Annotated in this window: 23 protein-coding genes; 8 read left to right on the top strand and 15 right to left on the bottom strand. The window is 70.0% G+C overall.

What is annotated here, in order from left to right:
* The first annotated feature begins 169 nt into the window (after positions 1-169).
* Positions 170-1,312 carry a WXG100 family type VII secretion target gene (locus INT51_RS20245; protein WP_193107224.1) on the top strand — a complete coding sequence of 381 codons (1,143 nt, stop codon included), beginning with the start codon at positions 170-172 and terminating at the stop codon, positions 1,310-1,312.
* Positions 1,313-1,409: 97 nt separating this feature from the next.
* Here the strand turns inward: INT51_RS20245 and INT51_RS20250 are convergent, their stop codons facing one another.
* A complete protein-coding gene (locus INT51_RS20250) occupies positions 1,410-4,073 on the bottom strand; it encodes an ATP-dependent Clp protease ATP-binding subunit (protein WP_193107225.1) in 2,664 nt (887 codons plus the stop codon).
* A gap of 271 nt (positions 4,074-4,344) precedes the next feature.
* Between INT51_RS20250 and INT51_RS20255 the strand changes: the two genes are divergently transcribed.
* Positions 4,345-5,736 carry a PrsW family intramembrane metalloprotease gene (locus INT51_RS20255; RefSeq protein WP_193107226.1) on the top strand — a complete coding sequence of 464 codons (1,392 nt, stop codon included), beginning with the start codon at positions 4,345-4,347 and terminating at the stop codon, positions 5,734-5,736.
* Positions 5,737-5,754: 18 nt separating this feature from the next.
* Here INT51_RS20255 and INT51_RS20260 read toward each other — a convergent pair whose 3' ends face one another.
* From INT51_RS20260 to INT51_RS20275, 4 genes are read right to left on the bottom strand one after another with little or no spacing between them, the layout of a single operon-like run.
* Positions 5,755-6,159, bottom strand: a complete 405-nt coding sequence (locus INT51_RS20260; RefSeq protein ID WP_193107227.1) for an RNA-binding S4 domain-containing protein — start codon at positions 6,157-6,159, stop codon at positions 5,755-5,757.
* Positions 6,156-7,616: an amidase gene (locus INT51_RS20265; RefSeq protein WP_193107228.1), complete on the bottom strand. Its 1,461-nt coding sequence runs from the start codon at positions 7,614-7,616 to the stop codon at positions 6,156-6,158. Before INT51_RS20265 ends, INT51_RS20260 begins: the two co-directional genes overlap by 4 nt.
* Positions 7,613-8,119: a low molecular weight protein-tyrosine-phosphatase gene (locus tag INT51_RS20270; RefSeq protein ID WP_193107229.1), complete on the bottom strand. Its 507-nt coding sequence runs from the start codon at positions 8,117-8,119 to the stop codon at positions 7,613-7,615. The genes INT51_RS20265 and INT51_RS20270 overlap by 4 nt, the downstream gene beginning before the upstream one ends.
* Entirely contained in the window at positions 8,116-8,487 is a 372-nt protein-coding gene (locus tag INT51_RS20275) for a GNAT family N-acetyltransferase (RefSeq protein ID WP_193107230.1), read from the bottom strand. Before INT51_RS20275 ends, INT51_RS20270 begins: the two co-directional genes overlap by 4 nt.
* A 24-nt stretch (positions 8,488-8,511) precedes the next feature.
* Here INT51_RS20275 and INT51_RS20280 point away from each other — a divergent pair, with 24 nt between their 5' ends.
* Positions 8,512-8,877: a DUF952 domain-containing protein gene (locus tag INT51_RS20280; RefSeq protein WP_193107231.1), complete on the top strand. Its 366-nt coding sequence runs from the start codon at positions 8,512-8,514 to the stop codon at positions 8,875-8,877.
* Between the two features lie 119 nt (positions 8,878-8,996).
* Positions 8,997-9,632 carry an L-threonylcarbamoyladenylate synthase gene (locus INT51_RS20285; RefSeq protein WP_193107232.1) on the top strand — a complete coding sequence of 212 codons (636 nt, stop codon included), beginning with the start codon at positions 8,997-8,999 and terminating at the stop codon, positions 9,630-9,632.
* 15 nt (positions 9,633-9,647) lie between these two features.
* Here INT51_RS20285 and INT51_RS20290 read toward each other — a convergent pair whose 3' ends face one another.
* Complete coding sequence (locus INT51_RS20290; protein WP_304502271.1) at positions 9,648-10,928, bottom strand: MFS transporter; 1,281 nt, start codon at positions 10,926-10,928, stop codon at positions 9,648-9,650.
* Between the two features lie 101 nt (positions 10,929-11,029).
* Here INT51_RS20290 and deoD point away from each other — a divergent pair, with 101 nt between their 5' ends.
* On the top strand, positions 11,030-11,755 hold the full coding sequence (gene deoD, locus INT51_RS20295; RefSeq protein ID WP_193107233.1) for a purine-nucleoside phosphorylase: 726 nt from the start codon (positions 11,030-11,032) through the stop codon (positions 11,753-11,755).
* Positions 11,756-11,854: 99 nt separating this feature from the next.
* Here the strand turns inward: deoD and INT51_RS20300 are convergent, their stop codons facing one another.
* From INT51_RS20300 to gcvT, 7 genes are all read right to left on the bottom strand, one after another.
* Positions 11,855-12,112: a hypothetical protein gene (locus INT51_RS20300; RefSeq protein WP_226985994.1), complete on the bottom strand. Its 258-nt coding sequence runs from the start codon at positions 12,110-12,112 to the stop codon at positions 11,855-11,857.
* A gap of 67 nt (positions 12,113-12,179) precedes the next feature.
* A complete protein-coding gene (locus tag INT51_RS20305) occupies positions 12,180-12,926 on the bottom strand; it encodes a gamma-glutamyl-gamma-aminobutyrate hydrolase family protein (protein WP_193107234.1) in 747 nt (248 codons plus the stop codon).
* 82 nt (positions 12,927-13,008) lie between these two features.
* Positions 13,009-14,184 carry a glycosyltransferase family 1 protein gene (locus INT51_RS20310; protein ID WP_193107235.1) on the bottom strand — a complete coding sequence of 392 codons (1,176 nt, stop codon included), beginning with the start codon at positions 14,182-14,184 and terminating at the stop codon, positions 13,009-13,011.
* 114 nt (positions 14,185-14,298) lie between these two features.
* Complete coding sequence (locus tag INT51_RS20315) at positions 14,299-15,510, bottom strand: cobalamin-independent methionine synthase II family protein (protein WP_193107236.1); 1,212 nt, start codon at positions 15,508-15,510, stop codon at positions 14,299-14,301.
* Between the two features lie 95 nt (positions 15,511-15,605).
* Positions 15,606-18,548 (bottom strand): aminomethyl-transferring glycine dehydrogenase, encoded by a 2,943-nt coding sequence (gene gcvP / locus INT51_RS20320; protein ID WP_193107237.1) that lies wholly within the window; start codon positions 18,546-18,548, stop codon positions 15,606-15,608.
* Positions 18,549-18,642: 94 nt separating this feature from the next.
* The gene (gene gcvH, locus INT51_RS20325; protein WP_193107238.1) at positions 18,643-19,014 is read right to left on the bottom strand and encodes a glycine cleavage system protein GcvH; all 372 of its coding nucleotides are present in this window, start codon (positions 19,012-19,014) and stop codon (positions 18,643-18,645) included.
* Between the two features lie 118 nt (positions 19,015-19,132).
* Entirely contained in the window at positions 19,133-20,266 is a 1,134-nt protein-coding gene (gene gcvT / locus INT51_RS20330; protein WP_193107239.1) for a glycine cleavage system aminomethyltransferase GcvT, read from the bottom strand.
* A 215-nt stretch (positions 20,267-20,481) separates the two neighbouring features.
* Between gcvT and INT51_RS20335 the strand changes: the two genes are divergently transcribed.
* Entirely contained in the window at positions 20,482-21,054 is a 573-nt protein-coding gene (locus INT51_RS20335) for a GNAT family N-acetyltransferase (protein ID WP_304502272.1), read from the top strand.
* A gap of 33 nt (positions 21,055-21,087) precedes the next feature.
* Here the strand turns inward: INT51_RS20335 and INT51_RS20340 are convergent, their stop codons facing one another.
* Positions 21,088-22,320: an arginine deiminase gene (locus INT51_RS20340; RefSeq protein ID WP_193107240.1), complete on the bottom strand. Its 1,233-nt coding sequence runs from the start codon at positions 22,318-22,320 to the stop codon at positions 21,088-21,090.
* A gap of 171 nt (positions 22,321-22,491) precedes the next feature.
* Here INT51_RS20340 and INT51_RS20345 point away from each other — a divergent pair, with 171 nt between their 5' ends.
* Positions 22,492-23,331: an aldo/keto reductase gene (locus INT51_RS20345; protein WP_193107241.1), complete on the top strand. Its 840-nt coding sequence runs from the start codon at positions 22,492-22,494 to the stop codon at positions 23,329-23,331.
* Positions 23,328-24,113 (top strand): Sir2 family NAD-dependent protein deacetylase, encoded by a 786-nt coding sequence (locus INT51_RS20350; RefSeq protein ID WP_193107242.1) that lies wholly within the window; start codon positions 23,328-23,330, stop codon positions 24,111-24,113. Before INT51_RS20345 ends, INT51_RS20350 begins: the two co-directional genes overlap by 4 nt.
* Before the next feature lie 13 nt (positions 24,114-24,126).
* Here the strand turns inward: INT51_RS20350 and epsC are convergent, their stop codons facing one another.
* A complete protein-coding gene (gene epsC / locus INT51_RS20355; protein WP_193107243.1) occupies positions 24,127-24,687 on the bottom strand; it encodes a serine O-acetyltransferase EpsC in 561 nt (186 codons plus the stop codon).
* Positions 24,688-24,752 lie beyond the last annotated feature (65 nt).

The raw sequence follows: 24,752 nt of genomic DNA on the forward strand, positions 1-24,752 counted from the left end.
CCGGCCACCCGAGTCCACGAACGTGTCGACAACGTCATGACCTCATACAGCTAGGGCTCCGGCACGGGCTCGGGCTCGGAGTCGCACATCGTTCCTCCACAATGGTGCTGCGTCCACAAAGAGGTCCTCGACCGGGACGGCGGCACCGTCCCCTCTCTACGGTCGCGGCATGGACACCTTGTGGGGATGCGATACCGAAGACATGGACGAGCTGGTCGAGCGGATCGTCAGGAGCGCGAAGCGCCTGCGCCGGCTGATCGAGGTGCTGCGCGGCGCCTCAGTCGCCGTCACGTGGACGGGCCCGGACGCCGATGCTCATCGGGCCCGGACCAGCGCGGTGACGACAGCAGCCGCCGATCTGTGCGGCGTGCTCCGCGAACGCGCCGAACAGCTGCAGGAGGAAAGCACACAGCAGACCGCCGCCTCCCGGGCCGACGGGGGCATGGGTCCGCTCGAACGAGTGCGGGCGGAATGGCCGGACCTGCGCCCGAGCCACAGCCCTGACGGGCCGGACTTTCCCGAGTTCCATCCGTTCCAGCCCGGGTTCTCCCACCCGATCGACGTCGAGAAGATGCCGACACTGCGCGATCTCATCGATGAGTTCGAGATGCCCGACCTCGGGCCCATGATCGGCGGACCGTTCGGACAGACCCGTCGCCCGCTGCCGGAAGGCGAGGACCACGACATCCCCCGCGACGCCCTTGCGGACGGGGAGAGCCTGCGCCGCGCAGCACTGCGATTCAATCCGTACACGGCCGGCGTCCAGATGCTGATGGATCTGCACTCCTCACAGGAAGGAATGCTGGACAGCACCGAGAGTACTCTCGTCGACAACGGCCTGGATTCGTTCGTTCCCGTCGTGGACATGGCTCGGATCTCCCGCGCGAACTCCTCCCTCGTGGTCGGGGAGGGCTCGACGATCGGTCAGGTGACCAGCGAGATCGACTTTCTGCTGGCGAACGCCGGTCACACCACCGGCGAGGTGACCGATGCCCTGGGGCGTGGCGATATCGGCGGCGCCGTACGGGCCGGTGAGCGTGGCGCGTACCGCCAGTACGAGGGGCTGGCCGGAATCGCGACAGCCAGCCCGATCTGGAATATTCCGGACACGAGTGGCGACATCGCGGGCCACGCAGCGGACGCCCTCGAACCGATCAGCCCATTCGCTGCCGAACAATTGCGAAAGGGGGAGGAACAGGGCCATGCCCTGGGCGAGTACGTGACCTCTGCACGTCAGGAGGCCCTGGACTCCGAGAACTGGTATGACGCCCGCCGTCGAGCCGTTCCGCTGCCGTGGGATCCGCAGGAGTGACATGGACAACGTCGGGATAGTCGTCGTACCCGCACGAAGCCGCGGCAGGTCCGGGTGCTCCGGTCCTGCCGCGGCAGTCCCCAGCGAAGGCTCCTGCTCAGAGCGCCTCGGAGGGCATCTCGCCGGGTCCCGTCGCGGTGTCGGCATCGTCCGGGGCGACTGCGAGCTCGAGCCCGGCGCCGTCCTCGCGCGCTCGAACCAGGACTCTCTGGCCGTCGTGGACCTCCCCCATGAGGATCAGTCTCGCGAGCCCGTCGCCGATCTGCTTCTGGACCAGTCGCTTCAGGGGCCGCGCCCCGTACATCGGGTCGAAGCCCTCTGCGGCGAGCCACAGCGTCGCCGCCTCGTCGACCTCCAGAGAGATCCGCCGGTCCTCGAGCCGGGTCGCGACCTCCGCGATCTGGAGGGAGACGATCCGCGAGAGCTGCTCCCGGGAGAGCGCATCGAACATCACCACGTCGTCCAGTCGGTTCAGGAACTCCGGCTTGAAGGAGGCCCGCACCACCTGCATCACGCGCTCATGCTTCTCCTTCTCCGTGAGCGTCGGATCCTGCAGTGCATGCGCGCCGAGGTTCGACGTGAGGATCAGGATCGAGGAGCGGAAGTCCACGGTCCTGCCCTGCCCATCGGTCAGCCGGCCGTCGTCCAGCACCTGCAGCAGCACATCGAACACATCGGGATGGGCCTTCTCGATCTCATCGAGCAGCACCACCGAGTACGGCCTGCGCCGCACGGCCTCGGTGAGCTGACCGCCCTCGTCATAGCCGACATAGCCGGGTGGCGCCCCGACCAGCCGGGACACGGTGTGCTTCTCGCCGTACTCCGACATGTCGATACGGACCATGGCCCGCTCATCGTCGAAGAGGAAATCCGCCAGGGCCTTGGCCAGCTCGGTCTTGCCCACGCCCGTCGGGCCCAGGAACAGGAACGATCCCGTGGGCCTGTCGGGATCGGCAATCCCTGCGCGAGCACGTCGCACCGCATCGGAGACCTCGCCGACGGCCCGCTGCTGACCGATCAGCCGCTGCCCGATGAGGTCCTCCATCTCCAGCAGCTTCTGGCTCTCCGCCTGCAGCAGGCGCCCAGCAGGGATCCCTGTCCAGCTGCCCACCACATCAGCGATGTCGTCCGGCCCGACATGATCGGAGACCAACGGCCGCTCGCCCTCCAGGCCGCCTGCGGCCTCCTTCTCCTCGGCGTCCACGAGCTGCATCTTCAGCTCGGGGATGTCACCGTAGAGAATCTTCGACGCGGCGGTCAGATCGCCTTCGCGCTGAGCACGATCGGCCTGCATGCGCAGCTTCTCGAGGCGCGCCTTCAGATCGCCGACCAGGTTCAGACCGGCCTTCTCCCGATCCCAGCGGGACGACAGGCTCGTCATCTGCTCGGTGCGGTCCGCGAGCTGGGAGCGCACCGACTCCAGCTGGGCGATGCTGCCCGGGTCCTCGCTGCCGCTCAGCGCCAGCTCCTCCATCTTCAACCTGTCCACCTGCCGGTGCAGGATGTCCAGCTCCTCCGGCGAGGAATCGAGCTCCATGCGCTGTCGGGACGCGGCCTCGTCGACGAGGTCGATGGCCTTGTCGGGCAGTTGGCGCCCCGAGATGTACCTCGAGGACAGCGTCGCGGCGGCCACCAGGGCGGCATCGGTGATGGACACCTTGTGGTGCGCCTCGTACTTGTCCTTGAGTCCGCGCAGGATGGTGATCGTGTCCTCGACGCTGGGTTCGCCGACGAACACCTGCTGGAACCGTCGCTCCAGCGCCGGGTCCTTCTCGATGTTCTCCCGGTACTCGTCCAGGGTGGTCGCGCCGACCATCCGCAGTTCTCCGCGGGCGAGCATGGGCTTGAGCATGTTGCCGGCGTCCATCGACCCGTCACCGCTGCCGCCGGCACCGACGACGTTGTGGAGTTCGTCGATGAAGGTGATGATCTGACCGTTGCTGGTGCGGATCTCGTCGAGCACGGCCTTCATGCGCTCCTCGAACTCGCCGCGGTACTTCGAGCCCGCGACCATCGAGGCGAGGTCCAGCGAGATCAGCTTCTTGCCGCGCAGCGAGTCCGGCACGTCACCGGCGACGATGCGCTGGGCGAGCCCCTCCACGACGGCCGTCTTGCCGACGCCCGGTTCGCCGATCAGCACCGGGTTGTTCTTGGTGCGACGCGAGAGCACCTGGACCACGCGACGAATCTCGGCGTCGCGACCGATCACCGGATCCAAGCGACCCTCGATCGCCTGTTCGGTGAGGTCGATGCCGAACTTCTCGAGGCTCTGGAAGGTGCCTTCCGGGTTCTGGGAATCCATCTGGTTCATACGATCATCTCCTGGAGTCAGTCGGGATACGGCCTCGCGAAGGGCGGCCGGCGTCGCGCCGACCGCGGAGAGCAGGCGGGCGGCCGCGTCCTTGCCGAGCGCGATGCCGATCATCAGGTGCTCGGTCGACAGGTACGTGCGCTGCTGTGCATCGGCCTCGCGCCGCGCTGCCTCGAGGGCGTCGAAGCCGGTGCCGACGAAGGTCGGAGCCTCTGTCGCTCCGCTGCCGCTGACCTGTGGCAGCGACTGGACGGCCTGCTCGGCGCGCCGAGCCACGTCCTGCGGATCGGCGCCGACCTCGCGGAGCACGGCTCGGCCGATGCCGTCGGGCTGGGCCGCCAGCGCCCACAGCAGATGCATCGAGCTGATCTGGGGGTTGCCGAGCTGCGCGGCCGACTCCGCGGCCGTCGCGACGGCCTCCTGCGAGCGGGTGGTGAACTGGAACTCCACGATGCTCCCTTCCTGGGTCTGTGCGGTGCGTCGATCTGTCCAACGAGCCGAGGATTGAGTCTATTCCGCTCAACTCTTGATGTTGCCGGACCGACCAGCCGGCGTCTGTCCACAATCGTTCCCCGCCGGCACCGCGATCCGAGATGATGAGTCCGGACCCCTGTAGCATCGCACCGGACACGAGCGCCGTCGCGGATGGGGGATCAGACGCTGACGACGCTCCGAGCTCCACACCACTCCTGACCACCCTGCAGCCGAAACCGAGGCCCTCATGTCACAGCCCCCGTACCAGCCGCAGAACGGCCAGTACATGCCCAACGGGCGACCGCGCCCCGGTGCGCCCTCCTCCGGCGGAGGCTCCCCCTCACAGCCGCGATATGTCGACTACGGCAATCCACGCTCCTACGACACCTCGGTGCGCCCCGCCTCCGGTCTCACCGCCGCGCGATTCGCGCCGGCGCAGATCCAACGACCCGGGCAACCACAGCCGCCGTCGGCCTGGTCCACCCAGATGCGCCGGGTGCAGGAGGTCGCGCAGCACGGCACGAGGCTCCCCACGGTCAGCATCATCGTCTGGCTCGCCGTCGTGGTGCTGGGCCTCCTCCTGCTCCTGGTCCTAGGGTTCTTCTTCCTGCTGTTCGTGGTGAACTCCAGCGCGAATCCCCTCTGGTGGCCCGTCACCGCGTTCATCGCCCTGATCTCCCTGATCCTGATCACCGGAGTCATGCTGCTCGCCGATCGCTGGGATCCGCAGCCGATACCGCTGCTGATCATCGCGGTGCTGTGGGGCGCGGCCCTGGCATCCTTCATCAGCTACTGGCTCAACACCGGCGCGGGGATCCTGACGTTCATCCTCACCGGGAGCGAGGAGGCCGCAGCTTTCGTCGGCCCCGTGGTCAGCGCACCCCTGGTCGAGGAGATCACCAAGGGACTGGGACTGCTCCTTCTCATGCTCCTGGCCCGGCGCTACTTCAACGGTCCGCTGGACGGGCTCATCTACGGCGCCCTCATCGGCGGCGGCTTCGCCTTCACCGAGAACATCCTGTACTACACGCGCGGCCTCGAGGCCTCCGGCGTCTGGGGGGTGCTGTTCTCGTTCCTCTTCCGCGGCGTGCTGAACATCTTCGGCCACGCGATCTACACCTCGCTGACCGGCGTCATCATCGCGTTCGTCGCGCGCAAGTGGGGCACCGTCATGGGGCTGCTCGTGTTCGTGCCGGCACTGATCCCCGGCATCGCCCTCCACTGCGCCTGGAACCTCACCGCCACCATCGGCGGCAGCGGTCTGGGCATCACGATCCTCATGTTCGGTGCCGAGGCGCTCCTGTCCTTGCTGTGGCTGGTCTTCATCGTCCTGCTGATCTGGGACGAGTCGCGGCTGACCCGGATCCGCTTGGGCGACTACGCGAACCAGGGCTGGCTCACCCACGAGGAGGTCGACATGCTCGCGACCTGGAAGGGCCGCCGCGAGGGCAAGCGCTGGGCGAACCAGATCGGCGCAAAGCCCGTGATGAAGAGATTCATCCGCGAGAGCGCGGACCTCGCCTCGATCCGGCAGCGCCTGCTGGCCGACGGCGCGAATCCGAAGGTCGTCTCCACCGAGACGCAACTGCTCGGCCGCCTGACCAGCAACCGCCAGGAACTGCTCTCGCACGCCGGGTGAGACCTGGCGGCGACGGCCTCAGGGCTGCGGATCCTCGTCCCGTCCGCGCAGCCGATCGAAGGCGCGACGCTCCCGCTTGGTGGGTCGACCGGTACCGCGTTCACGGCGAGGCGGAGCGGCCGCCAACTGCGGCGGGGGCGGCGGGCTGTGATCCTCGTAGGCCTCCCTCGCGATCGGGGCCCCGACCCGCTTGACGAGGACCTTCGTGACGATCACGATCCGCTCCCGGCCCGGTGAGCGGAGCCGGAGCTCGTCGCCCACCACGATGCGCTGCGCGGCCTTGGTGGCCTCGCCGTTGCGGCGCACGTGGCCGCCGCGGCAGGCAGCTGTGGCCGCCGAGCGGGTCGGCATCAGCCGCGCGCTCCACAGCCAGATGTCCAATCGCACCGACTGGGGTCCAGCCGTCTCGGGGGTCGCGGTCATGCGAGGTCGGGCTCGCGCACCAGCGGCCACGGATCATGCGCCTCGAGCTGCGCGGCCAGCGCCAGCAGCAGCGCGTCCTGCCCGGGCCCGGTCGCCCCCAGGTGCACACCGAAGGGCAGCTCGATCCCCTCGAGGTGCTCGCGGTGCAGCGGCACCGAGATCGCGGCATTGCCGATCATGTTCCAGGTGCTGGTCCACGGGGTGAAAGCGCACTGGGCCGCGAAGTCCTTCGAGCCATCGGGCAGCTGCAGGTCTCCCGGAAAGGCCGGCGGCCCGGACAGGGACGGGGTGAGCACCACGTCGTACGGGGCGAACACCTCTGCCGTGCGGCGCGCGAGGGACTGCACTCCTCCGAGGGCGAGGGCGAGATCGACGCCGCTGTAGGTACGGCCCCGCTCCCGCAGCCATCGGGTCAGCTCCAGCAGCTGCCCCTCCTGCTCCTCCGTCAGCGGGATCGTGGCAGCGCCGACGGTCCACAGGGGCATGAAGGACAACCACTCCTGGGCCGTGAACGGGGCAGGGATCCGCGCGGTCGTATGGCCGAGGCCCCGCAGCAGCTCCGCAGCACGTTCGAGGCCGCGCAGGGCGGCCGGATGCACCTCGGTGTCGGCCGCGATCGGCTCGGTGAGGATCGCGATCCTCAGGGGGCGCGGGGCGTCACCGACCAGGTCGAGGTAGCGGGAGCCGCCTCGGGCCAGCGGCATGTAGTCGCCGGGCCGAGACCCGGCCACGAGGTCGAGGCCCGCGGCGGCGTCGCGCACGCTGCGGGCGAGGATCCCATCGGTGACCAGGCCCATGCCTTCGGTGGAGTACGGCCCAGGAGAGACCAGTCCCCGCGACGGCTTGATCCCGACGATGCCGCAGCAGGCGGCGGGGATCCGCACGGACCCTCCGCCGTCGGAGCCATGGGCCAGCGGCACGATGCCGCTCGCGACCGCCGCGGCCGCGCCCCCGCTGGACCCCCCGGCGGTGCGGCGCAGATCCCAGGGAGTACGGGCCGGGGCGCCGGTGGCGGGCTCGGTGTAGCAGGGCATGCCGAACTCGGGGGTGGTGGTCTTCCCGATCGTGACGGTGCCCGCGTCCAGGATCCGCTGGGCAACCCCATCAGTGACCTGGGCGATGTTCCCGCGCAGCGCCGTGCTCCCGGCTTCGAAAGGGGCGCCGGCGACCTGGGTGAGGTCCTTGATCGGCAGAGGGACCCCCAGCAGCGGAGACCTCGCGGTGAGCTCGTCGAGACCACCGGTGCGGCGGGCCTGGGCCAACCGGTCGGCGGCAGCACGGGCCTGCTCGCGGGAGAGGTCCTCCAGGATATGGGCGAAGGCGCCGACATCGGCGCCGACCCCCCGTGCAGATTCCAGCGTGCGCTCGGTGAGCTCGAGGAGGTCGATCTCCCCGGTACGGATCGTGGCCGCGGTCTCCAGGGCCCCGAGCGGTTCAGGTGCTGCGTGCTCCGTCATCGACGAGCTCCGGGCGCCTGGGCTCGCTCGAGTTCGCCGCGCACGTGGGCGAGGATCCCGGCGGTGGCTTCGGTGATCTGCTCCCAGGCGATCTGGAAGTCGCCCTCGTCACCCCACCAGGGATCGCGAATGCCGGTGTCCGCGACGGGCTCGGGTGCGAAGTCCCGCACCATGGCCAGCCGTTCGGGGTTCTCCTCCCCCACCACGCGCTGCACGGGAGCGACGTGATCGTGATCCAGAGCCAGCACGAGGTCGGCCTGCAGGATCTCCTTCGCGCCCATCTGGCGGGCCCGGTGCGCGGAGGCGTCGATGCCGTGGGTGCGCAGCAGGGCCCCGGCTCGCGGGTCGATCGGCCTGCCGACCTCCTCGCCCGTGGTGCCCACGGAGGCGACGTCGACACGATCGGAGAGTCCTGCGTGCTCGAGGGCCTCCCGCACGGCGTACTCGGCCATCGGGGATCGGCAGATGTTTCCGGTGCACACGGCGAGGATGCGGTAGGTCATCGGGGCCCTTTCCCTTCGTCGGTCACGGGTGTCTCGAGCAGATCGGCGTACTCGGGGTGGCGCTGGATCCAGCCACGGACGAACCAGCAGGTGGCGCGCACTCGGAGCTCGTGCTCCCGGGCATCGTCGAGGGCGAGCCGGACCAGGGCCGAGCCGACGCCGTGGCCACTGCGGTCGGGGGCGACCACGGTCGAGCGGAGATCACGGACGACCCGTGTCACGTCGGTGCCGGTCGCGCCGGGGTCCGTCGCCTCGTCTCCGTAGTACAGGACGCCGACCACCTCGCTGCCATCCATGGCCTTGTAGCGGTCGCGGTCGTCGTCGTGGACCAGGCGTACCGCGCCCGGCCCGGCGGAGGTCTCATCCATGCCGGTCACGGTACACTGCCACCCATGCCCGCGCCCCTGATCTGGCACATCACCGAGTTGCCCGCCTGGGAGGCGGCAGCCCGGCAGGGCTCGTATACCCAAGCCACCCGAGGTCGCGACCTGGCTGAGGTCGGATATATCCATGCGTCCTGGCCCGAACAGGTGTCGGTCGTCGCCAAACGCGTCTACCCGGATCGCCCGTCGAACCTCGTGATCCTCGAGATCGATGCCGCACGGGTGGAGGCCGCAGGCATCGCCGTGGACATCGAAGCCGATCAGGACGGCAAGGGCCGCGGCTATCCGCACATCAAGGGCCCGTTGCCGGTCAGCGCCGTGCTGCGACTGCGACGCACCAAGTGGATCGGTCGCGAGTTCGTCGTCGTCGCCTGAGCCCCGCCTCGCGCTCGACCCCGCCCGATTCCTGCTGCCGCCCCCGCCCTTCTGCCTCGCCGAGGGGCCGAGCCGCGTTTCATCATGGCGGACCCCGATCCCGCGACGTAGCATCGAGCATGGCCAGATCCGCACCATCCGCCCGGTATCTCGACATCCATCCTGTGGATCCGCAGCAGCGCCTCGTCGATCAGGCGGTCGAGGTGCTCAAGAACGGTGGGCTGATCGTCTACCCCACGGACTCCTGCTACGCCCTGGGCTGCTCACTGGGCGCCACCGAGAGCCTCGAGCGGATCCGCCGTATCCGGCAGGTCGACAAGAATCACCACTTCACGCTGGTGTGCGCGAATTTCGCGCAGCTCGGCCAGTTCGTCATCGTCTCGAACCCGACGTTCCGGCTGGTCAAGAACGCCACTCCGGGGCCGTACACGTTCATCCTGCCCGCCACCAAAGAGGTTCCGCGGCGGATGGCGCACCCCAAGAAGCACACCGTCGGCGTGCGGATCCCTGACCATCGCGTCGCCCATGCCCTGGTCGAGGCGCTCGGCGAACCGATCGTCTCCTCCACTCTTCTGCTGCCCGGCCAGGAGGACCCGCCCTCGGAGGGATGGATGGTGCAGGACCTGCTGGGCGATCAGGTCGACGTGATCATCGATTCCGGTGAGGTCGGCATCGAGCCGACCACGGTCGTGGACCTCTCCGGCGGCGACGTCGAGATCGCCCGCGAGGGGGCCGGGGACATCAGTCGTTTCTGACTGCGCGATCCCTCCTCACTCGCTGACCGCCCCGGTCGCGGCTCGGCGCGAACGCGTGCTGAGAACGCCGGAGAAGACCAGGATCCCCAGGGCGTACACGGGCATCATCCACAGCGCATAGCGCAGCGTCAGCGCGTCCGCGAGCGCACCGATCAGCGGCGGGGTGACGAAGAAGCCCAGGCGCGCGAACCAGCCCACCACCGTGATGCCCACGCCGTGGGGCACGCCAGGCATGTCGTCGGCCGCGCGGTAGGCAGCCGGGAACAGGGTGGCCACGCCCCAGCCGGCGGCGGCGAAGCCGATCATCGCGGTGACCGGGCTGGGCAGCAGCAGCGCGAAGGTCATACCGAGCGCGGCCACCAGTGCTCCGAGCCGCGCCGTGGTGCGATCCCCGAGCCGGTCCACGACGACGTCACCGGTGAAGCGGCCGATGGTCTGAGCTCCCTGCAGGGCGACGAAGGCCATGCCTGCCACGAACGGAGTGACCTCGAAGGTGGAGTGCATGAACAGGGCGCCCCAGGTGTTGCCGGCGTCCTCGGTGGAGCCGGCGAACACCAGGATCATGCCGAGCGCGGCGACCAGGCCGAGCGCTCGCAGGCTCATGCCGGCGATGCGGAATCCTGCCGCGGCCACGTTCGCGGGCACCTCCCCGCTGGAGGCGGCGGTCGCACCGGCGGTCGAGGGGCGCTCGGTGGCATCGTGGCCGGGCAGCATGAACCGCAGCGACGCAGCGGCCAGAACGCCGAAGGCGACCAGCCCGATGATCCCCTGGATCCACAGCGGCATGCCGAGCTGGGCGCAGGCCGCACCGACCAGGCCGCCGCAGACGGCGCCCAGGGACCACCAGCCGTGATAGCTGTTCATGATGGATCGGCGGTACCGGCGCTCCACGCGCATGCCGTGGGCATTCATGGCGATATCGGTGATCGAGTCGGCCGCCATGGCGAGCACGAGGGAGGCGGCGAGCCAGAGCCAGGAGCCCGAGAGGTACACGGCCAGGTGCGTCGTCGAGGCGATGATCTGCGCGATGACGGCGACCCGTGCGGAGCCGAAACGGGACATCAGGGTCGCCGCTCCCAGACCGGCGACCAGACCGCCGATGGGTCCGATCCCGACGGCGAGCCCGAACGCCGTGTTGGACAGTCCGATGCTCTCGACCAGCTCGGGGTATCGGGGCAGGATCGCGCAGAACGAGGCGCCGTTGAGGAAGAAGACCAGGGAGACCGCCCACCGCGCCCGACGGACGTCAGCGGGGAGGGCGGATGCACGCGCGCCAGCCGAGGAGTGAACGTTCACGATCACCTATTGTCCGGGAGCCGTCGCAGGAAACCAACCCGTTTCGCCAACACCCCGCCCGGCTGCGCGCCGGGCACTGCGGCCCGCCGTAGCCTGTGGCCATGTCGACACACATCGGTGCCTCACCCGACCAGATCGCCCCGTACGTGCTCATGCCCGGCGATCCCTACCGCGCCCGCTGGATCGCCGAAACCTTCCTCGAGGACCCTGTCCAGTACAACGATGTGCGCGGGATGCTCGGGTACACCGGCACCTACGCCGGCGTCCGCATCTCCGCCCAGGGCTCCGGGATGGGCCAGCCCTCGATCGCCATCTACGCCCAGGAGCTCTTCGACGACCATGACGTCCAGGCCATCATCCGGGTCGGAACCTGCGGGGGTCTCTCCGAGCGGGTGAAGGTGCGCGACGTGATCCTCGGCGTGGCCGCCTCCACCGATTCCGCGATGAACGTGCCGCGTTTCCGCCACGTGTCCTACGCCCCGGCTGCAGACTTCGAACTGCTGCGGATCGCGGCCGACGTGGCCGAGGAGAAGCTGCTGCCGATCGTTCCCGGTGGTCTCTTCTCCGGCGATCAGTTCTACAACCCTGATCCCGAGATCACCTCGACGCTCGCCGAGTACGGGGTGCTGGGTGTGGAGATGGAGGCCGCCGCGCTCTACACCCTCGCCGCGCAGTTCTCGCGACGGGCACTGGCGGTCTGCACCGTCTCGGATCACCTGGTCACCGGCGAGGAGACCAGCGCCCACGAACGCCAGGAGACGTTCGAGGACATGATCGTCGTGGCGCTGGAGTCGATCGTCCGTCTCGACCGTGCGCACGGATCGTGACCTGCTGACCAGGTGAGGTCGGGCGGGATCCCGCCCCGGAACGACTCATGCCCGGCCGCCGTGAGGCGCCGGGCATGAGTCGAAGTCAGATCTGCTCGATCAGGTGAGGAAGCGCGGCACCAGGTCGAAGGTGCCGAGCAGGGCGAGCAGGCACATGCCCAGACCGACGACGAAGGTCACCGCGGTGAACAGGCTCATGACGTAGAGCCCCCCGGCGAAGAGGGCGAACAGCACGATGAACAGCACGATGCTCAGCGCCAGGTTATTGCCGTTCGACGTCTGGTTGCCCTCCCGCTGCTCCGCGGATTCGGCCATGACCTCGGCCTCGGCAGCACGTGTCGCCTGCTGGTCGTTCATGGTGGATATTCCTCCGTGTCACCCGATTGCTCCGTTCGCTCCGAAGGCGCGAACAGTCAGCACCATCTTAGACCAGCGCGGGCAGAGGTGCGGCCGCGTCGCGGTGCCGGACGGCCGTGAGCAGGCTCTCGAAGACGGCGGCACCGCCTTCCCCGTCGACCTCGGGGTGCCACTGCACCGCGAGCACGCTCGACCCCGAGCCCGCCTCGACGGCGAGCGGGAGCCCGCTGTCGTGACGCGCCACGATCCGCAGGTCTCCGCCGACCGAGCGCACCCCCTGATGGTGGTACGCGGTGACGTCGGCGCGCGTGCCCAGGGCGACGGCGAGGTCGCTGGCGGCGTCGATGCCGGCTTCGACGCGGGTGGGGCGCTCGGAGGTGGTGGGGTGCGCCGGGACGTCGTGGGGCAGGTGGCGGTGCAGCTCGCCGCCCTCGGCGATGACGATGATCTGCAGTCCGCGACAGATCCCGAGAACGGGCACGTCCGCACGACGAGCGGCGCGGTACAGCGCGGTCTCGAAGGCATCTCGTTCCGGATCGGGATCCATATCGGTGACCAGCGCCTCCTCGCCCCAGGCAGCGGGATCGAGGTCCGTGCCGCCGGTGAGCACGAGTCCGTCGAGCTCTGCGATCTCCTCGTCGCTCCAGGCGTCCTGCGGGGCGATGATCACGGGGCGGGCGCCGGCCTCGCGCAGTGCCCGCACGTAGTGCTCAGTGACCACCACGGCGTCATGGCCCGCCCAGGCGCCGGTCATCATGGCCTTGGTCCCTGCGGTCACGCCGATGAGCGGGCGACGGGTGGAGCGCTGCGCCATGATGGTGTTCCTTTCCGCGGAGAACCGAGCCGCCGGGTCGGCGACAACCACAGTTCACCCTGCGGGCAGGGGCCGGGGCGAGCTATGTGGCCGAATGTGACAGGCCGGCACTCCGGTGCGCGGGGCGGGTCGCCAGGTGCTGCTCGATGGCCCTGGCGTAGTAGCCGCGCAGCTGCTCGGTGAGCACGGGCCAGGTGCGCTTGTGCACGGATTCCAGGGCCGCCTGCCCGAAGGCGAGCCGCTTGGCATCGTCGAACAGCAGGTCGCTGGCCTGCTCCCGCAGCTCGTCGAGCATTCCCGGGGTGTAGAGCCACCCGGTGCGGCTGGGCGAGATGAGGTCCACCGGGCCGCCGCGGCGGGGTGCGATCACCGGCAGGCCCGAGGCCATGGCCTCCTGGATGGTCTGCCCGAAGGTCTCGAGCTCGCCGGGATGGATGAACAGATCAGCGCTGGCCAGGTGTGCCGCCAGGTCGGTGCCGGAGCGGAAGCCGGCGAAGCGCGCCCGGGGCATCAGCCGGCGCAGCGCCTCCCGGTCCGGGCCGTCTCCGACGATCAGCAGGCGCACTCCGGGCATGTCGTGGATGACCTTGAGATCCCCGACCTGCTTCTCCGGGGCGAGACGACCCACGTACACCACGAGCTTCTCCCCCGGGTCCGCGTAGGTGGCCCGCAGTTCCGCACTGCGCAGCGAGGGCGAGAAGAGCGAGGTGTCCACGCCGCGTCGCCACAGGTGCACACGCTCGATACCGTGCTCGATCAGCTGATCGCGGGTCGCGGTGGAGGGGGCGAGGGTGAGTGTGGCGCGATGGTGGACATCCTTGAGCAGCTGCCAGGTGGCGCTCTCGAGGAAGGGCATGCCGTAACGGGCCGTGTACCCCGGGATGTCGGTCTGGTAGACGGCGACCGTGGGAACTCCCGCCTTCTGGGCCGCGACCACGGCGCGGCCGCCCAGGATGGTCGGCGAGGCGAGGTGGATGACGTCGGGCTGGAAGTCCTGGATATGCCGGCGCATCGTGGCGGCGCTGGTGGCGGCGACACGCACATCGGCGTAGCCGGGCAACGGGGCCGAGGCGATGCGGCGAACCCGGATCTTGCGCCCGCAGGAGGTCCGTACGAACTTCTCGGCACCGGGCCACTGCGGAGCGATGATCGCGACATCGTCACCGGCTGCGGCGAAATGGTCCACGACACGGAGCACCGAGTTGGTGACCCCGTTCATGTGTGGCAGGAACGATTCGGCTACAACAAGAATCCTCACGCTCCTGAGCGTGACCCCCTCCGTTGACGTCGCTCCCCCACTTGCGTGACCTCCCGGCGACAGGACGGTGAATTCTTGGGGCGAGAGGGGGAACGAGCCCGGTGCGCAGTCCGCTCAGAGCCGACGCGAGGCGATCTCGGCGCCCTGCACGAGGGAGTCGAGCTTCGCCCAGGCGATCTGCGGGTGGATCCGCCCGCCGAGGCCGCAGTCGGTGGAGCCGATGACCCGCTCCGGGCCCACCAGTCGTGCAAAGCGTTCGAGGCGCTGGGCGACCAGCTCGGGATGCTCGACGACATTGGTGGCATGGGAGACGATGCCGGGCACGAGCACTTTGTCCTCGGGCAGCTCCAGGTCCTGCCACACGGTCCACTCGTGCTCATGGCGCACGTTGGCGGCTTCGAAGCTGTAGTACTTCGCGTCGATCTTCAGCAGCAGCGGGGCGATGTGACGGAACTCGATGTCGGTGGTGTGGGGGCCGTGCCAGGAGCCCCAGCACAGGTGGAAGCGGGTCTGCTCGGTGGGGACGTTGACCAGGGCACGGTTGACGGCGTCCACTCGCTTGCGGGTGAAGGCGAGGTAGTCCTCGACGGAGGGCTCGGGGTTGATCTGGTCCCAGTTCTCGGCGATCGAGGGATCATCGATCTGGACGGTGAGCCCGGCCGCCGCGATCGCTTCGTACTCGGGCCGCATGACCTCGACCCAGGCATCGAGGAAGGCGTCCTCGTCGCCGTAGTGATCATCGTTGATGCGGCTGCCGGAGCCCGGCGAGAGGGAGTTGAGGAAGCCGTGCTCGTAGCCGGCGGTCGCGAGCGCTGCCGTGATGTTCCCGGTGTCCTGGTCGACGAGCTCGCGGCCGACGTCCGAGAACGCGACCGCGCCGGTCGCCGCCGGGAACGTGGTCTGGGCGCCGACCGTGATGCCCGAGGTCGGGTCCTGGTAGGCGTCGGCGAAGATCGTCCAGTCGCGACGGTCGGGGAAGGTCGTCAGGCGCACGTCCCCGGGTCCCGAGCGCACGGGTTCGCTGGAGAAGTGATCGCTGCCGGTCAGTTCCAGGCCGCTGACGCGGTCGAAGATGTAGGACCACCACGCGCCGTAGTTCACGGCTGATCCCATCAGATGCCCGTACTCCCCGTCGTTGGGGATCGCGATGCCGATCGCACGCTGCTTGGCGACGACGTCGGCGACGGCGCGCTGCAGCACCTCGCGGAACTCGGCGGTGGGCGCTGGGGTCAGCCCGTCCTCCCCCACCGGGCGCGCGGCGTTGGCCGCGATCAGCTCCGGGCTGCGGGGAAGGGAACCGGCGTGGGTGGTGAGGATCTTCGTCATGCCCCGAGGTTAGGAGCTGCGACGCCCCGGCCGGAAACCGGGGCGTCACAGCTGTTCACACAGGACCGTGCGAGATCACGCGCGCTCGTGCTGCATCACTGCTCGTCACCGGGCCAGGTCGGGACCAGATTCCGGTCCCCGTAGGCCTGGTCGATGCGGCGCACCGGCGGCCAGTACTTCGACTGGATCCGCATCTGTGCACTGTCGTGCGTGGACAGGTCCTCGGGCGTCGTCCAGCTGCCCGGGTACACCGCGATCTCGCGGGAGTAGGGGTGGGTCCACTCCCCCGTCGCGATCGACGCTGCCGTGTGCGGAGCGCCCACCAGAGGATTGTCGTCGGCAGGCCAGGTGCCGGCGAGCACTTCCTCGGCCTCCTTGGCGATCATCACCATCGCGTCGACGAAGCGGTCGATCTCGGCGAGGTCCTCGGATTCCGTCGGCTCGATCATGAAGGTCCCGGCGACTGGGAACGACATGGTCGGAGCGTGGAAGCCATAGTCGATGAGTCGCTTGGCGACGTCGTCGACGGTGATCCCGGTGCGGGCTGTGAAGGGTCGCAGATCGACGATGCACTCGTGGGCGACCAGCCCGTTCTCCCCGGTGTACAGCACGTCGTAGACCTCGGAGAGGCGGTGGGCCATGTAATTGGCCGCGAGCACCGCCGAGGCGGTCGCGTGGCGCAGCCCCTCCGGTCCCATGAGCCGGATGTAGGTCCACGAGATCGGCAGGATCGACGGTGAGCCGTAGGGGGCCTGCGAGACCGCGGAGCCGCCGTGGGGCTGCAGACCCTGGCCCGTCACCGGGTGCTCCTGCTGCTGCATCGCGGAATGGCCGGGCAGGAACGGGGCCAGGTGCGCCTTGGCTGCCACCGGTCCCACGCCCGGCCCGCCGCCGCCATGGGGGATGCAGAAGGTCTTGTGCAGGTTCAGGTGCGAGACATCGCCCCCGAACTCACCGGGACGGGCGACCTGCAGCAGGGCGTTGAGGTTCGCCCCGTCGACGTAGACCTGGCCGCCGGCGTCGTGCACCAGCTCGCAGACGGTGCGCACCTCCTCCTCGTACACGCCGTGCGTGGAGGGGTAGGTGATCATGAGGGCGGCGAGCTCATCGCCGTGGTCCTTGATCTTCTGCTTCAGGTCCTCGAGGTCGATATTGCCGCGGGAATCGGAGGCGACGACCACCACCCGCAGGCCGGCGTTGACGGCGCTGGCGGCATTGGTGCCGTGCGCGGAGCTCGGCACCAGGCACACCTCACGGCCGCTCTCGCCGCGGGAGGCGTGATAGGCGCGGATCGCGAGCAGCCCCGCGAACTCGCCCTGCGAGCCGGCGTTGGGCTGCAGGGACACGGTGTCGTAGCCGGTGAGGTCCGTCAGCCAGGTCTCCAGCTGGGTGATCAGCTCGAGATAGCCCTCGACGTCTTCGCGCGGGGCGAAGGGATGGATCGCGTTGAAGCCCGCCCAGGTGACGCCTGCCATCTCGGTGGCGGAGTTGAGCTTCATGGTGCACGAGCCCAGCGGGATCATCCCCCGGTCCAGGGCGAAGTCACGGTCCGCGAGACGGCGCAGGTAGCGCATCATCGCGGTCTCGGACCGGAAGGAGGAGAACACCGGGTGCTGGAGGAAGGCGTCCTCGCGCGCCAGCCCTCCCCAGGCTCCGCCCGAGGCGGTCTCGGCCAGCTCCTGGCCGGGGTTCTGGGCGTAGGGCGCGAACACTGCGGCGATCGCCTGCAGATCGGCCGACGTGATGGTCTCGTCCAGGGAGAGGTGCACGAGGTCGTCGCCCACGGCATGGACCAGGAAGCCTGCCTCCCCCGCGGCCGCGACGATGTCCTGGGCCTGTCCTGTCGCGCGCACCTCGAGGGTGTCGAAGAAGGAGTCCCCGACGAGCTCGAAGCCGCTGGCCACGAGATGGGCGGCGAGGGTCGCGGTGCGATCGGCGACCTGGCGACCGATCCGGGTGAGCCCCTCGGGGCCGTGGTAGACGGCGTACATGGCTGCCATCACGGCGAGCAGCACCTGGGCGGTGGTGATCGAGCTGGTGGCCTTCTCGCGGCGGATGTGCTGCTCGCGGGTCTGCAGCGAGAGCCGGTAGGCGGGGTTGCCCTCGGCGTCGACGGAGACCCCCACGAGCCGGCCGGGCAGCTGGCGCTCGAGGCCCTTGCGCACGGCGACGAAGCCCGCGTGGGGGCCGCCGAAGCCGAGCGGGATGCCGAAGCGCTGGGAGCTGCCCACGGTGACGTCGGCCCCGAGCGAGCCCGGCGAGGCGAGCATCGTCAGCGCCAGCAGATCGGCGGAGACGATCGCGACGGCCTTGGTGGACTTCACCTCGGCGATGACGTCCCGGGGATCCCAGATGCGGCCGGAGGCCCCGGGATACTGGATGAAGGCCCCGAAGTAGTCGCCCTCGGGAGCGCCGTCGCGGGCGAAGTCCACCTCGCGCAGCTCGATGCCGAGTCCGTCGGCGCGGCCGCGCAGCACGGCCTTCGTGGCGGGCAGCGCATCGGTGTCCACCAGGAACACGTTCCCGTTGCGCTTGGCGGTGCGGCGGGCGAGCATGAGCGCCTCGGCCGCGGAGCTGGCCTCGTCCAGGGTCGATGCATTGGAGACATCCATCCCGGTGAGGTCGCAGATCATGGTCTGGAAGGTCAGCAGCGCCTCGAGCCGGCCCTGGGAGATCTCCGGCTGGTACGGCGTGTATGCGGTGTACCAGGCCGGGTTCTCCAGGACGTTGCGCTGGATCACGGCGGGCGTGTGGGTGCCGTGGTAGCCCAGACCGATCAGGGAGCGCCGCACGGTGTTGCGATCGGCGAGAGCCTTCAGCTCGGCCAGCGCAGCGGTCTCGGTGATCCCTGCCGGCACCGAGGAGACCGCGTCCCGGCCCTCCGGTTCCAGCAGGATCGTGCTGGGCACGGCGGCCGTCAGCATCTCGTCCACGGTCTCGTAGCCGAGGACCTCGAGCATGCGACGCTGCGCATCGGGATCGGTGCCGACATGGCGGCGGACGAAGGAGTCGTGCGCATGCACGGACGAAGCGGTCATGAAGAGGTGCCCCTGGGGTGTCGCGGTTCTCGGTGGGTGCGTGGGCCCGACGGCCGGGGCGACCGCGCACACGATGCGGCCGCCTCCCGGTCGGTCAGGACTGGGTGAAGGCTGTGTAGTCCTCGGCGCTCAGCAGATCCTCGGGCAGCGCGGCGAAGCTGACCTTGACCAGCCAGCCCTCGTCGAACGGCGAGGAGTTCACGAGCTCCGGGGCGTCGACCACGGCCTGGTTGACCTCGGTGACGGTGCCGTCGATCGGGGAGAACAGGTCCGAGACGGACTTGGTGGACTCGATCTCACCCATCTCGGTGCCGGCGGAGATGTCGGCGCCGGCCTCGGGCAGATCGACGTAGACGACGTCGCCGAGCTGCTCGGCCGCGTAGTCGGTCACGCCGACGACGGCCACGCCGTCGGAGTCGACGCGGACCCACTCGTGGTCCTTGCTGTAGAGGAGTTCTGCGGTCATGAGGATGGTCCTTCCGGGAGACACAACGGGGATCGAACGGGAAACTCTGGAGCGACCGGTCGGGGACCGGATTCAGGCGAGGGGTGGAGGGCTGAGGTCAGGCCCGGGAGATGAGAGGTCAGGCGCGGGAGTAGAACGGCAGGGCGACGACGCGCACCGGGAGGTCCTTGCCGCGCACATCAGCGATCAGCTCGGTGCCCACCTCGGTCACGGTCGGGCGCACGAAGGCCATGGCGATGGGGTGGCCGAGGGTCGGCGAGAGCACCCCGGAGGTGATGGCCCCGACCTCGCGCCCCTCGGTGTCGCGCACCTTCGCGTCGGCGCGGGCGGCTCGTCGGCCCTCGGCGACCAGGCCCACCAGCACGGGGCGATCGGACAGGTCCGCCGCCTCGACGCCTTCGCGGCCGACGAAATCGCCCTTGGACGTCAGGGCCACGACCCGTGCCATGCCCGACTGGGCGGGGTACAGATCCCGGCCGAGCTCGTGGCCGTACAGCGGCATCCCGGCCTCGAGGCGCAGGGTGTCGCGGCAGGCGAGGCCGCATGGGGTGAGGTCCTCGCCGCCGGCAACGGTCAGCTGCTCCCACAGGACTGCGGCGAGCTCGTCGGGGACGTACAGCTCGAAGCCGTCCTCCCCGGTGTAGCCGGTGCGGGCGATCAGCAGCTGCTCCCCGCGGTAGGTGCCCTCGGCGAAGCGGTAGTTCTTCATCTCCCGGAGATCCTCGGCGCCGATGCCCTCGACACCGCTGTCACCGGTGGTCAGGGCGCGCAGCAGGATCTCCTCGCTGGCCGGGCCCTGCACGGCGATCAGGGCGGTGCGGTCCGAGGCGTCGTCGACCTCCGCGTCGAAGCCGGCGGCACGCGTCGTGAGCTCCTGGGCGTCGACCTCCGCGTTGGAGGCGTTGGCGACCACGATGAAGTGGTCCTCGGCCAGGCGATAGGTGATGACGTCGTCGATCACGCCGCCGTCCTGCGTCAGCAGCAGCGAGTACTTCGCGCGTCCGACGGACATCGCCGACAGCTTCCCGGCGAGCGCATGGTCGAGGGCGTCGGCCGCCTGCGGGCCGCGCAGATGGATCTCGCCCATGTGGCTGAGATCGAAGAGCCCCGCACGCTCCCGGACCGCCGCGTGCTCGGCGAGATCCGAGTCGTAGCGGACCGGCATGCGCCAGCCCGCGAAATCGGTGAACGTCGCTCCGAGCGACTCGTGGACCGTCTCCAGCATGGTGCTGCGCAGAGCCTGCTCGACCATCATGCTCCTTCTCGTCACGGGGCGGGATCACCGCCCGGCTGCGTCACACGGCACGTGCTCGTGAGCCGACAGGGTGCGTCACCTCGGCGTGCCGCAGAAGTCACCATACCGTTGCTCCCCGCGCCTCGTGGCACCCGCGGACATCTGCACGGAAACCCCGTGCAACTGGCCAGGAAAACGAAGGACGCAGCACCCGGACCTTGTACGGTGGACCCGTGACGAAGGAAGGCACGAGCGAATGGCCGGTCCGGATCCCCAGCCCTCGGCTGATGATCCGCCCGCCGGGCGACGGCGACCGCGAGGCGGTGATCCGTCTGCTCACCGATCCTGTGACCCGGGAGTACCTCGGCGGTGCCGTGGACTACGCGTCGCGGCAGGCGCTGGAGCTCTCGCCGCTGGATCTCACGTGGGGCCGCTGGGCCCTCGTCCGCCATGAGGACGACACGATGATCGGGTCGATCACCCTGGACTACGACCGCGGGGAGCTCGAGCTCTCCTACGCCCTGCTCCCGGAATGGACCGGGCAGGGGTACGCCGCGGAGTCCTGCATCGCGCTGCTCTCCTGGGCGCGCCATGCCCTCGAGGACGATCACGTGATCGCGATCAGCCAGACCCGGAACAAGCGCAGCGTCGCCCTGCTGCGCAAGCTCGGCTTCACCGTGCGCAAGGGGCTCGAGGAGTTCGGCTCGCAGCAGCTGCTGCTGGAGCGTTCGCTCCGTGATCCGCTGCCGGAGCAGGCGCTGGAGCTGCAGACCGAAGCGGACCCGCCGCCACCCACCCGGCGCTGAGCCACCGACCGCGCGGGCCGGTCCGCAGCCCGATCAGCCGCGGGCGACCGGACAGCTCATGCATCGCGGCCCGCCACGGCCGCGGCCCAGCTCGTCCCCGGTGAACTCGAGCACCTCGATCCCCTGGGCCCGCAGGTACTCGTTGGTCGCCGCGGCCCGCTCGTAGGCGACGACCTTCCCCGGTGCGATCGCCAGCACGTTGCAGCCGTCGTCCCACTGCTCGCGCGCCGCCGCATAGGCATCCAGGGGTGCGCTCAGCACGCGCAACGACTCGACGCCGAGCCCGCGCGCGAGCACCTCGTCCATCTCACCGGCCGCGCGCGCCCGCGACACCAGACGGCCGCCGCGCCGCTGGATCTCGAAGGTCTCGAGCGACCCCAGGGGCCCGTATCTCAGCATCGACTCCTGGTCGACGACCGTGGTCACTGTGTCCAGATGCATCATCGAGCGCTGATGCGGGAGAGCGATGGCGATCACCGTGTCCACCGTGCCGTCCTCGAGGAGATCCGCTGCCAGGCGCTCGACGCCCACCGCGGTGGTGCGCTCGGACAGCCCCACGGCGAGCACGCGCGGCGACAGCAGCATCACGTCCCCGCCCTCGACGGTGGCCGCACCGCCCGCGCCCGGCCCCAGGATCCGACGCGGCGCGGAGGCCCCGGCGAACGCGGGGTGATACCGGTAGATCGCCTCGAGGTGCAGGCTCTCTCGTCGTCGGGCCGATCGCCGCATGGGGCTCACCGAGACGACGTCGCCGATCCAGGCGGAGGAGTCGCGGGTGAAGAGATGGTTGGGCAGGGGGTCGAGCACGAGGTGCTCCCCCGGCACGTGCTGCAGGGAGATCGACCGGGGCGCGACCCCGAGCCGACGGAGCTCGGAGACGGTGATCCCGGCGATCATGATGTCGACCAGCTGGGCCGCCGGGAGGTCGGCGATCGCCTCGCGGAGGTCCTGCGCGGCGATGTCGCCCAGCGCCGCGGGGTCCAGCGCGCGGTCCAGCAGCCGGGAGCGGACGTCGGCGTCCTCCAGCAGGTCGGTCACCAGCTGGGTCAGCTCGAGCACCTCGACACCCTCGCCGGTGAGCAGGGCGGTGAACTCGGAGTGCTGCGCCTCTGCCCGGTCACGCCAGAGCACCTCGTCGAAGAGGAGATCCTCCCGGCTGTCCGGGGTGAGCCGTTCCAGCTCGGGTCCCGGTCGGTGCACGATCACCCTCCGCAGCGGAGAGATCTCATCGTGCACCCCGTGATACCGGGGCGGCGTATCGGTCATGCGGACTCTCCTCGTCGAGACGTCAGGTGGATGCACGCTAACAGACCTTTCAGCCAGTTCCGGCCCGCTCCGGCCCGCCCCTGCGCGCGCTCCGGGCAGGCTCCTTCGCCCGCTCCGGGCCGGCGGTGACTACGCTGGTGGTGTCCGCTTCCGTTCCTGCAGGAGGTCTCCATGACCACGCTCTCCCTTCCCAGCACGTCGCTCGCCGACGGCACGGCCTTCCCGCTGATCGGTTTCGGCACCGGTGGTCTGAAGGGTCCCGACGGCGCCGAGGCGATCGCGACCGCGATCCGAGCCGGCTACCGTTTGCTGGACACCGCCGCCCAGTACGGCAACGAGACCGCCGTGGGCGAGGCGGTGCGCCGCAGCGGCGTCGACGTCGACGAGGTCCTGGTGACCACGAAGATCGCCGGCGACGACCAGGGACGCGAAGCGGCCCGCACCGGCTACCTGGAGTCCCTGCGCCGGCTCGGCCTCGAGCGTGCCGCGCTCGTGCTGATCCACTGGCCCAACCCCTCCCGCGGCCTCGCGCTGGACACCTGGCGCACGCTGATCGACCTCAAGGAGCAGGGGAAGGCGCTGCACATCGGCGTCTCGAACTTCCGTCCCGAGCAGATCCAGGAGCTCGTCGACGCCACCGGGGTGTGGCCCGAGGTCAACCAGATCCAGCTCTCCCCCGCCCTGCAGCGGCACGAGGCGATCGCCTTCCACCGCGAGCACGGGATCGTCACCGAGGCGTGGGGACCGCTCGGCGGCCGCGACGGGCTGAGCACCCAGTACGCGCTGCGCAAGGTGGCCGACAAGCACGGTGCCACCACCAGCCAGGTGACCCTGCGCTGGACCATCGATCAGGGCATCGTCGTGATCCCGAAGTCCGGCGATCCGCAGCGCCAGCTCGACAACGCCTCCCTGGACCACGTCGCGCTCGACGACGCCGACCGGGAGCTGCTCGCGACGCTGGACCTCGGCGAGGAGGCCGCCTGGGACTCGCGGGAGCACGAGGAGTGGTGACGGCGGGCGGCCACGCCCGCGTCTGCCCCGGTGAGGAGCACGGGGAGATCGTGTTCCTCACCGGCTCCGGACTCAGCGCCCGCACCGGCCTCGGCACCTTCCGCGGCCCGGACGGGCTCTGGGCGATGGAGCCGGAGACGGAGCAGGCGATGCATGCCGAGCTGCTGCCCGGCTCGTTGCCGATGCTGTGGTCCGTCTGGGGGCGCATGGCGCGGATCGCCCTGGACCACGGCCCGACCCCGGGACACCGGGCGATCGCGCGCCTCGGTGCCCCGGTGATCACCCAGAACATCGACGGGCTCCACCAGGCCGCCGGCAGCGAGGTCGTCGCCGAGCTGCACGGGAGCGCCCTGCAGGCCGTATGCCTGGGCCCGGAGTGCCGATGGCGGGCCACCGTCGTGCCCGGCGCCGGGAGCCGCGCGGAGGATCACGGGGTCCCGGCGGCCTGCCCGGACTGCGGGGAGCCCACGCGCCCCGATGTGGTGCTGTTCGACGAGAACCTGCCGGCGGACGCGCTCGAGCTCGCGGTGCGGCTGGCGCGGCGAGCCGATCTGTTCGTGGCCGTCGGGACCAGCGGCGTGGTCTTCCCCGCCGCCCAGCTCGCTCCGACGGCGAAGGCCCACGGGGCCACGACCGTGCTGATCGACATCGACCCGCCGCCGGATCCGGCCCTGCGGGCGATCTTCGACCACATCATCGCCGAGGACGCCCACGAGGTGCTCCCGGACTGGGAGCGCACGCTGAACCAGGTCGGGCGGAGCTCCTTCCTCGACCCGTTCTGATCCAGCAGCCGGGTCAGATCCAGATCGCGGGATCCACCTGGTGCTCGGGGTGGGCGGCGCCGGCGCGCACCTTCGCCGGGACGCCGACGGCGGTGGCCCCGTCGGGGACGTCCCGCACCACCACGGCGTTGGCGCCGATCTGGGCGCCCTGTCCGATCACGACGGGGCCGATCACGCGGGCCCCGGCGCCGATCGTCACGCCGTCCTCGACCGTGGGGTGACGTTTGGTCCGCTCCATGGAGCGCCCTCCGAGCGTGACCCCGTGGTAGAGCATCACGTCGTCGCCGACCTCGGAGGTCTCGCCGATGACGACGCCCATGCCGTGGTCGATGAAGAAGCGGCGGCCGATGGTCGCCCCCGGATGGATCTCGACCCCGGTGACCGAGCGGGCACCCTGCGCGATGATGCGGGCGGGCAGCCGCGCTCCCCGTTCCCACAGCCGGTTCGCCACGCGATAGGTCCAGATCGCATGCAGCCCCGGGGAAGTGAGCACCACCGAGAGGTCGTCGGTCGCCGCGGGGTCACGACGGCGCGCCGCCGCGACGTCCTCCCGGACGGTCGCGACGGCGCCCATCACGCGGTCCGTCAGGCCTCGTGCCAGGGGCCGGAGGCCCCGCGACGAGCCCTGCTCCGGACGCG

Source organism: Brachybacterium sp. FME24, from assembly GCF_014897705.1.
Taxonomy (GTDB): Bacteria; Actinomycetota; Actinomycetes; order Actinomycetales; family Dermabacteraceae; genus Brachybacterium.

Bases quoted from the DNA above. Each gene is read 5' to 3' on its own strand.
- INT51_RS20245 (WP_193107224.1), top strand. From the start codon at position 170: ATGGACACCTTGTGGGGATGCGATACCGAAGACATGGACGAGCTGGTC.
- INT51_RS20255 (WP_193107226.1), top strand. From the start codon at position 4,345: ATGTCACAGCCCCCGTACCAGCCGCAGAACGGCCAGTACATGCCCAAC.
- INT51_RS20260 (WP_193107227.1), bottom strand. From the start codon at position 6,159: ATGACCGCGACCCCCGAGACGGCTGGACCCCAGTCGGTGCGATTGGAC.
- INT51_RS20265 (WP_193107228.1), bottom strand. From the start codon at position 7,616: ATGACGGAGCACGCAGCACCTGAACCGCTCGGGGCCCTGGAGACCGCG.
- INT51_RS20270 (WP_193107229.1), bottom strand. From the start codon at position 8,119: ATGACCTACCGCATCCTCGCCGTGTGCACCGGAAACATCTGCCGATCC.
- INT51_RS20275 (WP_193107230.1), bottom strand. From the start codon at position 8,487: ATGGATGAGACCTCCGCCGGGCCGGGCGCGGTACGCCTGGTCCACGAC.
- INT51_RS20280 (WP_193107231.1), top strand. From the start codon at position 8,512: ATGCCCGCGCCCCTGATCTGGCACATCACCGAGTTGCCCGCCTGGGAG.
- INT51_RS20285 (WP_193107232.1), top strand. From the start codon at position 8,997: ATGGCCAGATCCGCACCATCCGCCCGGTATCTCGACATCCATCCTGTG.
- deoD (WP_193107233.1), top strand. From the start codon at position 11,030: ATGTCGACACACATCGGTGCCTCACCCGACCAGATCGCCCCGTACGTG.
- INT51_RS20300 (WP_226985994.1), bottom strand. From the start codon at position 12,112: ATGAACGACCAGCAGGCGACACGTGCTGCCGAGGCCGAGGTCATGGCC.
- INT51_RS20305 (WP_193107234.1), bottom strand. From the start codon at position 12,926: ATGGCGCAGCGCTCCACCCGTCGCCCGCTCATCGGCGTGACCGCAGGG.
- INT51_RS20315 (WP_193107236.1), bottom strand. From the start codon at position 15,510: ATGACGAAGATCCTCACCACCCACGCCGGTTCCCTTCCCCGCAGCCCG.
- gcvP (WP_193107237.1), bottom strand. From the start codon at position 18,548: ATGACCGCTTCGTCCGTGCATGCGCACGACTCCTTCGTCCGCCGCCAT.
- gcvH (WP_193107238.1), bottom strand. From the start codon at position 19,014: ATGACCGCAGAACTCCTCTACAGCAAGGACCACGAGTGGGTCCGCGTC.
- gcvT (WP_193107239.1), bottom strand. From the start codon at position 20,266: ATGGTCGAGCAGGCTCTGCGCAGCACCATGCTGGAGACGGTCCACGAG.
- INT51_RS20340 (WP_193107240.1), bottom strand. From the start codon at position 22,320: ATGACCGATACGCCGCCCCGGTATCACGGGGTGCACGATGAGATCTCT.
- INT51_RS20345 (WP_193107241.1), top strand. From the start codon at position 22,492: ATGACCACGCTCTCCCTTCCCAGCACGTCGCTCGCCGACGGCACGGCC.
- epsC (WP_193107243.1), bottom strand. From the start codon at position 24,687: ATGGGCGCCGTCGCGACCGTCCGGGAGGACGTCGCGGCGGCGCGCCGT.